Below are 13115 nucleotides of genomic sequence, written 5' to 3'. Positions count from 1 at the left end.
ATCTTAATAAGTCTTTTGCTTTTCTTTAAGTATTGCCAATTGCAAGTTAGTTTAGCCCTGATTGAACGGTTTGTTTGAGCTCTTTTTTATTCTTTTTTAGGATAAAAAAAGCGAGTAGTGAAAGCAGGAAATAGCTTCCAATAAAAAAACCTTCTTGATTTCTCAAAAAGGTTTTGTATAAATTTTTGTTTTAAAATCTATAGGTTATTTCTAACCATTCATAGAGATTAAAAACTCGTCATTGTTTTTAGAGAATTTAATTCTTTCATTGATAAATTCCATTGCTTCTATAGGATTCATGTCTGCAAGATACTTACGTAAAACCCACATTCTTTGTACAGTTTTTGCGTCTAATAATAAATCATCACGTCTTGTAGAAGATTTAATTAAATCGATAGCTGGGTAAATTCTTCTGTTAGAAATATTTCTATCTAATTGAAGTTCCATGTTACCTGTTCCTTTAAACTCTTCGAAGATAACTTCGTCCATTTTAGAACCTGTTTCTGTAAGAGCTGTAGCAATAATGGTTAACGAACCACCGTTTTCTATGTTTCTTGCAGCTCCAAAGAAACGTTTTGGTTTATGTAATGCATTGGCATCGATACCACCAGAAAGTATTTTTCCTGATGCTGGAGCAACTGTATTGTATGCTCTAGCCAAACGTGTAATTGAATCTAAAAGAATAACAACATCGTGTCCACACTCTACCAAGCGTTTTGCTTTTTCTAAAACAATGTTTGCTACTTTTACGTGTTTGTCTGCAGGTTCATCAAAAGTTGAAGCTACAACTTCTCCACGAACATTACGTTTCATGTCTGTAACCTCTTCAGGGCGTTCGTCTATTAGTAAAACAATTTGATATACTTCTGGGTGATTTGCTGCAATAGCATTTGCAACATCCTTTAAAAGCATTGTTTTACCAGTTTTAGGTTGTGCTACAATCATACCACGTTGTCCTTTTCCTAAAGGAGAAAACAAATCGATAATTCTTGTTGATAAAGAACTTCCTTTTTCTGCTAGATTAAATTTTTCTTGTGGAAAAAGTGGAGTTAAATGCTCAAAAGAAACTCTATCTCTAACAATGTTAGGGTTTAATCCGTTTATTTTTGATACTCTAATTAAAGGAAAATATTTTTCACCTTCTTTTGGTGGACGTACATTTCCTCTAACGGTATCTCCAGTTTTTAAACCAAATAATTTAATTTGAGATTGTGATACATAAATATCATCTGGAGATGATAAATAATTATAATCAGAAGAACGTAAAAAGCCATAGCCATCAGGCATCATTTCTAATACACCTTCACTTTCAATAATTCCATCAAATTCAAAATCAGGATCTCTATATCTATTGTTTGATTTATTACCTCTACTTACTTGAGGTTTTTTATCTCTATTTTGATTCTGGTTTTTGTTTTTGTTTTGATTCTGTTGATTTTTATGCTGAGGCTTGTTTTGTTGAGGTTTGTTTTGGTTATTGGCAACAGGTTTTAGCTCTTGCTTTTCAACTTTTTCAACTGCCTTTTCTTTATTTGTTTCAGTAGCAACTTCTGTTTTTACTTCAGCTTCTTTATGCACAACTTTCCTAGGATTAGGTTTTTTAGCAATTGGTTTTTGTTGTGGTTTTTTTTCTTGCCTAGGTTCTTCTATTGCTTTTTCTGTTATTGCAATTTCACTTGCTGCTTTAGCAGGTGCAGAAGGTTTAGAAACTCGTTTTCTTTTAGGCTTTTCAGTTTTTTGTTTTACTTCAGTTTCTGAAGATTTAGAAACTTTTGTAGGGTTTGCAGCCTGTGTATCTAATATTTGATACACTAAATCTAGTTTTTTAAGTTGACTTGTCTTTGTTAGACCAATAGATTTTGCAATTACCTGTAAATCAGCAAGCGTTTTTGCTTTTAGTTCAGAGATTTCGAACATTCTTTATATGTTAAGTTAAAATGTAAATCTTAATTATGTAAGATTAATTATAATATTTTTAGATTTTATGTATTGTATATAGTGCTATACAATTTTTAATGTGCGGTTATTATATTACAAATATATACATTTTTTTTAAGTTTTAGGTTTTCTTTTTAAAAAAGAAAGTTCTACTTTTGTAAACCTATTTTTTAAGATGATTCAAAGAATACAAAGTATATATTTATTATTAGCAACCGCAGTTTCTGGAGGTTTGATATTTGTATTCGATTTATGGGAAAATCTTAAAGGAGAAATTTTTGCTTTGGATTTATTTTCAAGAGATTATTTTCTTTTAAAAGTAATTCCAATGTTGTTTTTACTTTCTGCTATGGTATCTCTAATAACAATTTTTTTGTTTAAAAAGAGACAGTTACAATTTGTAGTAGGGCGTTTAATAATTTTGATCAATCTCTTTTTATTAGGATTATTGATTTATGTGTCTCTAACTTTACCTGGAGAAGTTTCGATTTCGGAGAAAGGTATTGGGATGTTCTTACCAATTTTAGTTATTTTGCTTATTGTTTTGGCAAATAAAGCTATTAAAAAGGATGAAGATCTCGTAAAATCTGTAGATAGATTACGATAAACCTATCATATTTATTTAGTGCGAAAAAAAACCGAGAATTTGTTTCTCGGTTTTTTATTTCTATTTTTTTTCGTTTAAAAATAAAATCAATATAATTTTTGTATTTTTAAGCAACTATAATGTACAGAATTCTGTTTATTAAGGTGCTATATATCAGTATTTTAATAAATTTTTATCACTGTTTTCAGTGAAGGAACTCACTGAAAACAGTGAGAAGAAAATTTCACTGAAAATGGGGGTTGTACAATCTTTATATGTACTCTAAATTTGTAAAGTAAAAATGAAAGAAAAAATATACGTTCACGTAGCTGATGATCATAAAATATTAATAGAAGGGATTATAGCTGTAATAAATACTGATAAAGAGATTGAGATTAAAGGATATTCTTTAACAGGACAAGAAGTAATTGATTGGTTTGACAATAAAGAAAACTCTGCTGATGTTTTAATATTAGATATTACAATGCCAGTTTTAGATGGTTTTCAAGTCTTAAAGCATTTTAAGAAGAAAAAAATAGACCAAAAAGTTATTATATTATCTAGTTATGATGATCTTAAAATTGTTCAAGAAGTTTTAAGTCTTGGTTGTAAAGGTTATATCTCTAAAAACAACGCTGGAGAGCATATAGTAAATGCTATAAAAGCTGTTGCACAAGGAGAACAATATTTTAGTACAGATATTCAAAGTATGTTACTAAAATCCTTATCAGGTCAAATGGTACCGCAAGGAGAAATGCCAGACAAGTTCTTGTTAGATAGTTTAACAGAAAGAGAACTAGATGTTTTAAAGTTAATTACTAAGGAGTACAGTACAATAGAAATGGCTGATTTAATGAATCTTAGTACAAATACAGTTGAAACGTATAGAAAGAGTTTATTAAAAAAATTAAATGTAAAAAATGCAGTAGGATTAGCAATGTATGCAGTAAAAAACAAAATAGTATAGTTCCTATCCCCAAAAAAAAACTATAAGGAAGCTTTAGATTTGTTAAAAAATCGTCCCCTAGAAGGCTTTTTATAGTTAAACCCTCAGAAACTATTTGTTGTATACATTACTAACCTTACTAATTTAAATAAAAATATTATAAACCAAAATAACCACCCCTAAATAACCCAAACAAATTATTATTTAAACAACAGTTCCCCATTATGAAAAATTTTAACTTATTTGCATTATTAGCGTCGTTAACATTAGTATTCTCTTCTTGTTCAACAAATGAAACATTATTGCCAGAAGAACAATCTTTAGATTTATTAAAAACATATACTATTAAAAGAGATGCCAATGGAGCATATTCTTTAGATTATAATTTAAACAGCGATGCACAAGTAGAAAATGTTGTTGATGAAAGTACAAACACTAATAATATATACTTATATTCGTCAGATAAGCAGACAAGTAGAAGAAGGTCTCAAGAATTAACAATTGACGGAGAACAATTAAAAGTAGGGTTTGTTGATACGAACTCAGATAAACAGCCTAAAATAACTATTATAGATGATAATATTGTTTTTGCAAAAGATACAGATAGTAATAAAATGTTATCAGAATATGGAGTTACAGGAAATGAAGATGGAACATATACTCTAGACTTTATAGTTAAAAATAAAGTAACTGTAGATTTTGTATACAATGAAGATGAAAAGGTTTATGAAATTCATTTAGAAGAAGGGAAAACATCAGAAACAAGTTTTTCTAGAGTTTTTGAAAAAACAAATGGTGAACTTTTAAAAATATACTTTATTAATCATGATAACAAAGCTCAGGCTAGGTCATCAATTAAATCTGACAACACTGGAAAACCAGCAGTAATAATTCAATAAATATTATTTAAATATATAGGTATTTTGAAGGAGAAACTTTTGTTACTGTCTTTGTGTATATTAATAAGCTTTTATTGTTATAAAATAAAAGGAGAAGCTGTATTTAATACAGCTTCTTTTTTTGTACAAAAAAAAGATTCTTTATCCAATGAATACACAAAGGCTTTATCTTTATATGAGAAAAAAGATTATGTTAAATCATTAAGATTAGCTTTGAAAACTCTTGAAAAAAATAATTCTTTAAATGAGACCATATTGTTGAATTATTTAATAGCTAACATCTATTTTGATACGAAAAGTAACTATAATGCTTTAAAATTCTATAGAAATACTTTAAAGTTTTTCAAAAAGGAAGGTAATTTTTTAGATGAAAAAGTTAAATATCTTTTTGATGAAAATTATATAAAGTCAGAAAGTTTGCTTAAATATGGAAATTCTTTTTATAGATTAAGTTTTCTTGAAAAAAATGAATCTTTTAGAGATAGTGCTTTATATTATTATAAACAAGTTGATAAAATTAATACATTTAATAAAAAAAATTTAGAAGTAAAATCAAAAGCATATAATAATATTTCTGGTATTTACATGAATGATAGTATTTATGATAAAGCCAAAGATTTTGCTTTGAAATCGATTAAAATTTATAAAAAACTGAATAAACGAGTAAAAGAGGCTGGGTCATTAAGTAACTTATCTAGTATTTATTTGTTAGAAGGAAATTATAATGATGCTCAAGCAACTTATTTTCAAGCAATAGATTTAATTAGAAACATAAATACTAAAGAGGCTTTAAAAGTTAGAGAAAAACTTTATTATAATTTAGCTTATAACTTATATATACTAAAAGATTACAAGGCCTACGATTATCAAGAATTATCTTACAATATTAAAGATAGTTTAAGAGATAAAGAGTTAAGAAAAATGATTGCTGATGTTAATGCTAGGCACAATTTTGATGTTAAAAAAAATTTATTATTAAAAGAAGAAGAAAACAAACGCCTTAAGGATCAAAGAATTTTTTTGGTTGTTGGTATTATTTCTTTTGTAATTATACTTTCGTTATTATTTTGGCTAAATTATTATAAACTGAAACAAAAGAATTTAGGGCTTCAACTTTCTCAATCAGAATTGATTCAAAATCAAAATATAGAAAAAATAAGATCAGAATCTCAGGTAAGAATTTTAAATGCAACGATAGATGGTAAAGAGTCTGAAAGAAAACAAATAGCAGAAACTTTACATGATAGTGTTAGTGCACTTTTATCTTCTGCAAATTTACACTTGCAAGCTACTAGAACTCAATTTAATGGAAAAACACCAATAGAAATTGATAAAACTCAAGAAATTATAACAGAAGCTTCTCAAAAAATTAGAGATTTATCTCACACGTTGGTTTCTTCAGTTTTATTAAAATTTGGATTAAAATTTGCTATCAAAGATATGGCTGATAAATACTCTAATTCTCAAATTAATATTGAAACAAATATTGGAGAAACTAGAAGGTATCATCAAAACTTTGAAATAAAGGTTTATAATATTACTCAAGAGTTTGTAAACAATATTTTAAAGCATAGTAAAGCAAAAAATGCTATGATTAAATTGGATGAAATTAATGGTAAATTATCTTTAAGTATTTCAGACGATGGTATTGGATTTGATAAAACCTTAATAACAAATAAAGATGGTTTGGGTTTAAATCAAATTGAAGCAAGAATACAAATGATGTATGGAGAGTTTCGGATAGAATCTAGTAAAAAGATTGGTACTGTTATTAAAGTTGTATTACCAATTTTAGAGAAAGAAGAAGCTATCCTCGTTTAGAAAGTTCTATAATTTCCATATTTTTTATTTCACTATTATCTAACTCAAAACGCAACATCGTTCTTACCTTATGAAATCCATGATTTCCTGCAGCTCCAGGGTTTAAATGCAATAAATTTAGTTTCTTATCATATTGTACTTTTAATATATGAGAATGTCCAGAAATGAATATTTTAGGAGGATTTAATTTTATTTCTTCACGAATTCTTTGATAATAGTTATTAGGATACCCCCCAATATGTGTCATCCAAACTGGAACCTTTTCTACTTCAAACTTTGCGTCTAAAGGAAATTCTGATCTTGCATCAGATCCATCAATATTACCAAAAACAGCACGTAAAGGTTTTAGCTTTTTTATAGCATCTGTAACTTCTAAATTTCCAATATCTCCTGCATGCCAAACTTCATCAGCTTGTTTTACAAACTTTAAAATTTGGTCATCAATAAAACTATGAGTATCAGATAATAATAAGATTTTCTTCATGAAAAAAATAGTAAGAAAAGTTTAACGTCTCTATTAGCTTCAAATGTAATCATAACAAAATAATTTCCGTAATTTTGAAGACTACAAAAAACAAAACTTCTTGAGGTATTTTATAGAACTTTCTTATAAAGGAACAAATTATCATGGTTGGCAAATTCAACCCGATGTTATTTCTGTACAAGAAAAATTAAACAAAGCAGTTAGTACAATTTTTCAAAATAAAATCGAAGTTGTTGGAGCTGGTAGAACAGATACAGGTGTGCATGCATCACAAATGTTTGCTCATTTTGATTTGGATAAAGAATTAAACGGAGATATTCCTCATAAATTAAATTCTCTTTTGCCATCAGATATTGTTGTATACAATGTTTTTGCTGTTAATGATGAAAAACACGCGCGATTTAATGCAGTTAGTAGAAGTTACGAATATAAAATTTGGTTGGGTAGAAATCCTTTTTTATTAGATTTTTCTTGGCAAATTCATTCACAGAATTTAAATATTGATTTAATGAATGACGCAGCAAAATTATTATTAGAATATACAGATTTTCAAACTTTTTCTAAAGTAAAAACAGATGTGTATACTTATAATTGTGATGTTTCTGAAGCAGTTTGGAAACATGAAGGAGATGAACTCATTTTTTACATTTCAGCAAATCGTTTTTTAAGAAATATGGTGAGAGCCATAGTTGGCACTTTGGTTGATGTTGGATTAGGGAAAATTACCAAAGACGAGTTTAGAAAAATTATTGAAAGTAAAAGTAGAAGTAATGCAGGATTGTCGGTTCCAGCAAAAGGATTATTTTTAACAAAGATAAAATATTAGGTTTTGGCAGATAAAACAGGAAAAGCTTTTGATTTACAGATTTTTATTAGACTTATGTCTTTTGCAAAACGCTATAAGCTAAACTTTTTTATAGCTACTGCATCCACTATTTTATTGGCTTTAGTGTCATTATTAAATCCTTATTTAATTAAAGAAACTGTAGATAAATATATTACAGATAAAGATTCTCAAGGTCTTATAAATAACGTTGTTTTAATGTTTGGAGTAGTGCTTTTAGAAGTATTGCTTCGTTTTTTATTTATTTATTACGCAAACTGGGTTGGGCAACATATTATTAGAGATATTAGAGCAAAAATATTTAGACATATTTTACAGTTTAAAATGTCTTATTTTGATAAAAACTCTGTTGGTAAATTAGTTACAAGAGTTGTTTCTGATATAGAAACTATTGCTGCTTTTTTTAGCACAGGTGTTTTTACAATTGTAAGTGATATTCTACAAATGTTCGCTATTGCAGCTTTAATGTTTTATATGAAGTGGAAATTAGCCTTAATAGCATTGGCTGTATTACCAATTTTAATTTACGCTACAAGGGTTTTTCAACAAGCGATAAAAGCTACTTTTCAAGAAGTAAGAAATCAAGTAGCAAATTTAAATGGTTTTGTACAAGAAAGAGTTACAGGAATGAAAATAGTGCAACTCTTTAACAGAGAAAAAATAGAGTATAAGAATTTTAAGGATATCAATAACAAACACAAACAAGCATATATAAAAACGATTTGGTACTTCTCCATTTTCTTTCCTATTGCAGAAATATTATCATCAATTGGTATTGGTTTAATTGTTTGGTTTGGTAGTAAACAAATTATTGGAGGAGAAGTTGCTGGTCCAGGAACAGTAATGGCATTTGTACAAATGGCACAAATGTTATTTAGACCTTTACGTCAGATTGCAGATAAATTTAACCAATTACAAATGGGGATTGTATCTGGAGAAAGAGTTTTTAAGATAATTGATACAGAAAGTAGCATTGTTAAAAACGGAACGTTAAAAGCTGAAAAGTTAAAAGGAGATATCAATTTTAAAGATGTAAGATTCAGTTATATAAAAGATGAAGAAGTTTTAAAAGGGATTTCTTTAGATGTAAAAAGTGGACAAACAGTTGCAATTGTTGGAGCAACAGGTGCTGGTAAATCTACAATCATCAATTTAATAAACCGTTTTTATGAAATTGATAGTGGAACCATTTGTGTTGATGATGTTTCTATTGATAAGTACGATTTAGAAAGTTTACGAAACCAAGTTGCTGTTGTTTTACAAGATGTTTTTTTGTTTTCGGATTCAATTTTAAATAACATCACTTTAAAAGATGAAAATATCACTTTAGCAGAAGTTAAAAAAGCTGCAAAACAAATTGGTATTCATGATTTTATAATGACACTACCTGGAGATTATCAATATAATGTAAAAGAACGTGGAGCAATGTTATCTTCAGGTCAAAGACAGTTAATTGCTTTTTTAAGAGCTTATGTTAGTAAACCAAGTATTTTAATTTTAGATGAAGCTACTTCTTCTGTAGATTCACATGCAGAACAAATGATACAATATGCTACAGAAACAATTACAAAAGGAAGAACTTCAATAGTAATTGCACATCGATTAGCAACTATTAAACAAGCAGATAAAATTATTGTGATGGATAAAGGTCTTATTGTTGAAGAAGGGACTCATATTGAATTGTTAGAAAAAGAAGAGGGTTATTACAAAAATTTATACGACAAACAATTTAGTTTAGATGTTGCTTCTTAGCTTGTCTATTATTTTTGTTAGTCTACCTGTTTTATATGTTATTTCGTCTATTATTTATAGTTGTTATAGTATTAATTTTGGTAAATTTACAGCTCAATCTAAAAACAAATCAATAAAATGAAAAAAATCGTATTATCTGTATTAATTGCAGGTTCTTTATTAGCAACGTCTTGTAAAGAAGTAAAAAAAGGAGCTACTGATTTAAAAGATGCAACAGTAGAAACAGCTGGTAAAGCTGCTGATGCAACAACTGATGCTGCAGGAGCAGTTGCAGATGGAGCAAAAGATGCAGCAGGTGCAGTAGTGGATAAAGCTTCTGAAATGGTAAGTTCTGCATTAGAAGGAGTTTCTATTCCTGCTTTCGCAAACGAAGCTGTAACAAAAAACTTAACGGATTATGCTGCTTATGCAAAAGACTATATTGCTGCAAATGGTAATTTAGGTAAGATTTCTGCATTGGCACCTAAAGGAGCTGCTTTATTAGCAAAAGGAAAAGAATTAGCTTCTAAATTAGATGCTAAAGATTTAGCAAAATACAAAAGTGTATTATCTGCTATTCAAGCTAAAATGGCTCCTTCTAAATAAGGAAACTATTTGATATAAATAAAAAAGGTTCTCAATTTTGAGAACCTTTTTTTATGTCAATTTTTAATAGAATTAATATTAAATTAAGTCTTTTTTAAGTTTTTCATTGAGTTCATTATAATCTGAGTAGAGTTCAAAGCTTCCGTCTTTTATATAGGAAATTTCCCCTGTTTCTTCTGAAACTAACAAGCATACTGCGTCTGTTTTTTCAGAAACTCCAATTGCAGCCCTGTGTCTTAAGCCAAATCTAGCAGGAATTTTAGTGCTATCAGAAATTGGTAAAACAACTCTAGTCGCTACAATATAATTATCTCTAATAATTAATGCTCCATCATGTAAGGGGCTATTTTTATAAAAAATACTTTCTAAAATAGCTTCATTAACCAAAGCATTCATACTATCGCCAGTATTTATTAAAAAGTCTAAAGCATTTGTACGCTCTATAACAATTAATGCACCTGTTTTTGTTTTTGATAATTTTTTACAAGCGTCTAATATTACTTCAGAATCTATTTCTGAACTTATTTCTGTTTGTAAAAATTTTAATTGCTTTAAAAAGCTACGCTTATTGGTAAAGTTAGTAGTTCCAATCATTAACAAGAACTTTCTTATTTCTTGCTGAAAAACAATGATTAAAGCAACAACTCCACCACCTAAAAGTGTCCCTAAAATTCCACTTAGCATTTCCATTTTTAACGCTTCTGTTATTTTCCAAATAACAAAAACCATGGCAATACCAATTACAATATTTATAGCAACAGTACCTTTTAATAGTTTGTAAATGTAATAGAGTAGTGTTGCCACTAATAAAATGTCTAAAACATCTAACAAAGAAAACTCAATAAAATCGAACATGAAAATTGACTGATTTTAGGCTAAAGTACTAATAAATTTGCTCATTACAATATCAGTTATTAATTTCTGCATCAGATATTAAAAGTGGATATTTTTCTCTAATCAGTTTTATTTTTTCTTGTAGTTTTTGATCGCTTTTATTAGATTTTTTATATTCTTCTAATAAACTCTCATAATTTTTATTGAATAATTTTACCGATAACTTATTTCTTAAATGAGTGTAAGAAGAATTTAGAATATCTAAAGTTGATAGATAGGTTTCGTAATTTGTTAATCTATCTGTTTTAATTGATATAATTGCTTTTGTTGGATGATCTGAAGATGTTTTTAATTGCAAACCAGTGCACCAATTACAAGGAGTTCTGTTGATATCTAAACCACCACCATTATCTATAAAATTAATGGCAATTTGTTTTAATTCTTTAAGTTGAATTGTTTTTCCGTCTACAAAAAGTGCATTGTTTTTATTGATATTAACTTCTAGAATATTTCTTTCATTAATATCTATTTCTGGAGGATTTTCTTGTTTCTGCGGAATTTTACTTGCAATTCCTGAGTCTACACTCATAGTTGTGGTAACTAAGAAAAAGATTAATAATAAAAATGCGATGTCTGCCATTGATCCAGCATTAATTTCTGGTGATTCTTTTCTACTCATAATTTCTAGTTTTTAAAAGTTAATAAATTGAGTTTTCTTTCGAAAAATGTTTCGAAAGTTTATTAAAGTTTGACTAGATGAGTTTTTGACGTTAACATAATTTTAACAAACAACGTGCCAAGTTTCTGTTCAATAAAGTTTGCCAACAAGTTTAGCCCTGATTGAAACGGCATCCTTTTTTCTGTCAGTTCGAGTGAATTTGAGAAGAATGAACAAATTTGTATCGAGAATAGCAGAAAAAAGATATAGTGGAAAGCAGGAAATAGCTTCTAAAAAGAAATTTGATTTACAATTTTTACAGTCTCAACAGCTTCTTTTACATCATGAACACGTAATATATTTGCACCGTTTAAAAGTGCAATAGTGTTTGCAGAAGTGGTTGCATTTAAAGCTTCTTGGGCAGAAATATCTAGCGTTTTATACAACATAGATTTACGCGAAATTCCTGCTAAAATAGGTGAGTCTAAATTTTTGAAAAGCGATAAATTCTTTAGAATTTCGAAATTATGATCGATGGTTTTTCCAAAACCGAAACCAACATCAATAACAATATCATTGAGTTTTAGTTGGTGTAATTTATGAATCTGTGCTGCGAAAAAAGAAATTATTTCTTTACAAACATCATTGTAAATAGGTTTTTTTTGCATGTTTTGAGGCGTACCCAACATGTGCATTAAAATATAAGGAACTTGCAAATTAGCAACAGTCTCAAACATATTGTCATCCATTTTTCCGCCAGAAATATCATTTACAATTGCTGCGCCAGCGTTTATAGTTTCTTGGGCAACTTTACTTCTAAAAGTATCTACGGAAATAATGATTTCTGGAAAATTGTCGACTAATAAATTAATTACAGGTACAATTCTGTTGAGTTCTTCTTCTTCAGAAATGTGTTTTGCACCAGGTCTAGAAGAATAGGCGCCAACATCTATAAAAGTTGCGCCATTAAGAAGCATTTTTTCAACTTGAGAAAGAATGTCTGCTTCGTTTTTATATTTTCCACCATCAAAAAAAGAATCTGGCGTAATATTTAAAATTCCCATCACTTTTGGTGATGTTAAATCGACTAAAGTACCTTTGCAATTTATTGTCATTTAACTTACTACTTTATTAATTACATGATCTATTTTTGGTGCTTTGTAATTGTTCATTTTTTCCATTAAATCGTTTACAGAAGTACCAACAATAAGCATTTTTCTATTGGTTGGTTTTAAATATCCTTCTTCAACCATTTTGTCTAATTGTAATAAAACGGCATCAAAAAATCCATTTACATTTAACAGTCCAACTGGTTTTTGTTCTATATGTAATTGGTTTAAAGTTAATGCTTCAAAAAGTTCATCTAAGGTTCCAAAACCTCCAGGAAGTGTAATATAGCCATTAATTAATTTGCTCATGATTACTTTACGTTCGCTCATTTTTTTGCAAACAATCATTTCTTCAACTCTAGAATGAACAACTTCTTCCTTTTCTAACAATTTAGGAATGACACCAATAACTTCACCATTATGTTCTAGAATTGTATCTGCAAGAATACCCATCATTCCAATTTTTCCACCTCCATAAACTAAACCGATTTTGTGATTCGCAAAATAATTTCCTAGTTCTGTAGCAGCTTCTTTGTAGATAGAATTAAAGCCAAGGCTTGAACCACAAAAAACAACAATTCTTTTCATATTTATAGTTGATAAATTCATGGTAAAAATAAATGAAATGCTTTGAAGATTTACTACATTTGAAGAAATAC

13 protein-coding genes are annotated in these 13115 nt (G+C 28.4%); 7 read left to right on the top strand and 6 right to left on the bottom strand.

Annotation, left to right across the window (positions count from 1 at the left end):
- Nucleotides 1–210: 210 nt before the first annotated feature.
- The gene (gene rho / locus PHEL85_RS08290) at nt 211–1917 is read right to left on the bottom strand and encodes a transcription termination factor Rho (protein WP_036823825.1); all 1707 of its coding nucleotides are present in this window, start codon (nt 1915–1917) and stop codon (nt 211–213) included.
- A 196-nt stretch (nt 1918–2113) separates the two neighbouring features.
- Between rho and PHEL85_RS08285 the strand changes: the two genes are divergently transcribed.
- From PHEL85_RS08285 to PHEL85_RS08270, 4 genes are all read left to right on the top strand, one after another.
- Nucleotides 2114–2545: a DUF4293 domain-containing protein gene (locus PHEL85_RS08285; protein ID WP_036823822.1), complete on the top strand. Its 432-nt coding sequence runs from the start codon at nt 2114–2116 to the stop codon at nt 2543–2545.
- A 280-nt stretch (nt 2546–2825) separates the two neighbouring features.
- Nucleotides 2826–3491, top strand: a complete 666-nt coding sequence (locus PHEL85_RS08280) for a response regulator transcription factor (protein WP_036823819.1) — start codon at nt 2826–2828, stop codon at nt 3489–3491.
- A gap of 203 nt (nt 3492–3694) precedes the next feature.
- Nucleotides 3695–4369, top strand: a complete 675-nt coding sequence (locus PHEL85_RS08275; protein ID WP_036823817.1) for a hypothetical protein — start codon at nt 3695–3697, stop codon at nt 4367–4369.
- 24 nt (nt 4370–4393) lie between these two features.
- Nucleotides 4394–6190, top strand: coding sequence for a tetratricopeptide repeat-containing sensor histidine kinase (locus PHEL85_RS08270; protein ID WP_235318251.1), 1797 nt, complete (start codon nt 4394–4396; stop codon nt 6188–6190).
- Here PHEL85_RS08270 and PHEL85_RS08265 read toward each other — a convergent pair.
- A complete protein-coding gene (locus PHEL85_RS08265; RefSeq protein ID WP_036823813.1) occupies nt 6177–6674 on the bottom strand; it encodes a metallophosphoesterase family protein in 498 nt (165 codons plus the stop codon). The genes PHEL85_RS08270 and PHEL85_RS08265 overlap by 14 nt on opposite strands.
- 100 nt (nt 6675–6774) lie before the next feature.
- Here PHEL85_RS08265 and truA point away from each other — a divergent pair, with 100 nt between their 5' ends.
- The 3 genes from truA to PHEL85_RS08250 all read left to right on the top strand — a co-directional run bounded on the left by truA (nt 6775) and on the right by PHEL85_RS08250 (nt 9855).
- Nucleotides 6775–7500: a tRNA pseudouridine(38-40) synthase TruA gene (gene truA / locus PHEL85_RS08260; RefSeq protein ID WP_036823798.1), complete on the top strand. Its 726-nt coding sequence runs from the start codon at nt 6775–6777 to the stop codon at nt 7498–7500.
- A gap of 3 nt (nt 7501–7503) precedes the next feature.
- On the top strand, nt 7504–9270 hold the full coding sequence (locus PHEL85_RS08255) for an ABC transporter ATP-binding protein (protein ID WP_036823797.1): 1767 nt from the start codon (nt 7504–7506) through the stop codon (nt 9268–9270).
- A 117-nt stretch (nt 9271–9387) separates the two neighbouring features.
- Nucleotides 9388–9855, top strand: a complete 468-nt coding sequence (locus PHEL85_RS08250) for a hypothetical protein (RefSeq protein ID WP_036823796.1) — start codon at nt 9388–9390, stop codon at nt 9853–9855.
- A 78-nt stretch (nt 9856–9933) separates the two neighbouring features.
- Here PHEL85_RS08250 and cdaA read toward each other — a convergent pair whose 3' ends face one another.
- From cdaA to PHEL85_RS08230, 4 genes are all read right to left on the bottom strand, one after another.
- On the bottom strand, nt 9934–10710 hold the full coding sequence (gene cdaA / locus PHEL85_RS08245) for a diadenylate cyclase CdaA (RefSeq protein WP_036823795.1): 777 nt from the start codon (nt 10708–10710) through the stop codon (nt 9934–9936).
- A 52-nt stretch (nt 10711–10762) separates the two neighbouring features.
- On the bottom strand, nt 10763–11368 hold the full coding sequence (locus tag PHEL85_RS08240) for a biopolymer transporter ExbD (RefSeq protein WP_036823792.1): 606 nt from the start codon (nt 11366–11368) through the stop codon (nt 10763–10765).
- Between the two features lie 269 nt (nt 11369–11637).
- On the bottom strand, nt 11638–12462 hold the full coding sequence (gene folP / locus PHEL85_RS08235) for a dihydropteroate synthase (RefSeq protein ID WP_036823789.1): 825 nt from the start codon (nt 12460–12462) through the stop codon (nt 11638–11640).
- On the bottom strand, nt 12463–13044 hold the full coding sequence (locus PHEL85_RS08230) for a TIGR00730 family Rossman fold protein (RefSeq protein ID WP_036823787.1): 582 nt from the start codon (nt 13042–13044) through the stop codon (nt 12463–12465).
- Between the last annotated feature and the right edge of the window lie 71 nt (nt 13045–13115).

The sequence above is a fragment of the Polaribacter sp. Hel1_85 genome (assembly GCF_000766795.1).
Taxonomy (GTDB): Bacteria; Bacteroidota; Bacteroidia; order Flavobacteriales; family Flavobacteriaceae; genus Polaribacter.
This window is presented reverse-complemented; position numbering and strand designations above follow the sequence as displayed.

Coding starts and splice junctions, on each gene's coding strand:
- PHEL85_RS08240 (WP_036823792.1), bottom strand. CDS start 11,368: ATGAGTAGAAAAGAATCACCAGAAATTAATGCTGGATCAATGGCAGAC.
- rho (WP_036823825.1), bottom strand. CDS start 1,917: ATGTTCGAAATCTCTGAACTAAAAGCAAAAACGCTTGCTGATTTACAG.
- cdaA (WP_036823795.1), bottom strand. CDS start 10,710: ATGTTCGATTTTATTGAGTTTTCTTTGTTAGATGTTTTAGACATTTTA.
- PHEL85_RS08285 (WP_036823822.1), top strand. CDS start 2,114: ATGATTCAAAGAATACAAAGTATATATTTATTATTAGCAACCGCAGTT.
- PHEL85_RS08265 (WP_036823813.1), bottom strand. CDS start 6,674: ATGAAGAAAATCTTATTATTATCTGATACTCATAGTTTTATTGATGAC.
- PHEL85_RS08230 (WP_036823787.1), bottom strand. CDS start 13,044: ATGAAAAGAATTGTTGTTTTTTGTGGTTCAAGCCTTGGCTTTAATTCT.
- PHEL85_RS08280 (WP_036823819.1), top strand. CDS start 2,826: ATGAAAGAAAAAATATACGTTCACGTAGCTGATGATCATAAAATATTA.
- folP (WP_036823789.1), bottom strand. CDS start 12,462: ATGACAATAAATTGCAAAGGTACTTTAGTCGATTTAACATCACCAAAA.
- PHEL85_RS08275 (WP_036823817.1), top strand. CDS start 3,695: ATGAAAAATTTTAACTTATTTGCATTATTAGCGTCGTTAACATTAGTA.
- PHEL85_RS08250 (WP_036823796.1), top strand. CDS start 9,388: ATGAAAAAAATCGTATTATCTGTATTAATTGCAGGTTCTTTATTAGCA.